1 protein-coding gene is annotated in these 777 nt (G+C 69.8%); it reads right to left on the bottom strand.

Features of this window, described 5'->3' with window-relative positions; translation table 11 throughout:
• Positions 1-777 (bottom strand): IS701 family transposase (locus AC07OQ_RS24470; RefSeq protein ID WP_495055742.1); only part of this gene is annotated, 777 nt, incomplete at both ends.

Raw genomic sequence — 777 nt, 5'->3', positions numbered from 1 at the left:
GTGTCTTCGGGCAGGGTGGATAGGAAGTATTTGCTCGGCTCCTCGTCGCCGGCCGGCCACTCGATGAGCAGCCATTGCTGCGGGCGCAGGCGTGCCTTGCCCATGTTGCCGCCCGCATGGCGCACGCGCACGGCCGCGAAGCGCCCGCTCAGCGCGGTGTTCGTGCCCTCGCGCCAAGTGACGCTCTGGAACGCCCGTGATGGCAGCGACATCGCCAAGGCCTTGACGCTCAGGGGCTGGAGCTCGGCGGTGCGCTGGGGCACCACGGGCGGGCGACCCACGCCGCCGTAGGGCTTGGGTGGCCGGGGTTCGACCCCGGGCGGCCAGACCACGACGGCCGATGTGATGCCGACCGCATAGAGCAGCCCCATGTCGCTGAGCGCCTGGCGAAAGGCGTTGTCCACGCCATAGCCGGCATCGGCCAGCACGCAATAGCGCGGCGCGCCTTCGGCCAGCAGCGTACGCAGCTGCTCCAGGGCGATCTGCGTCTTCGTGGCAAAGCGCACCTCCTCGGGAACCCCGGTCTTGGCGCGGCGTTGGGCATCCACGGCCCAGTCCTCGGGGAGATACAGCTGCCAGGCCACCGGCAGACTGCCCTGATCGCTGGCCAGCGACAGGCTCACGGCCACCTGGCAGTTGTCCTGCTTGCCCAGCACCCCGCAGTACTGGCGCGCGACGCCGACCGAATGGCGGCCCTTCTTGGGGAAGCCGGTGTCGTCGATGATCCACCAGCCCCCCGATCGGAAGTCCATCTTGGGGATCACCCACTGGGCGACC

The sequence above is a fragment of the Roseateles sp. GW821-FHT09B06 genome (assembly GCF_059418245.1).
Note: the sequence above shows the minus strand (reverse complement) of the source record. Positions and strands in the feature narration are given on the sequence as shown.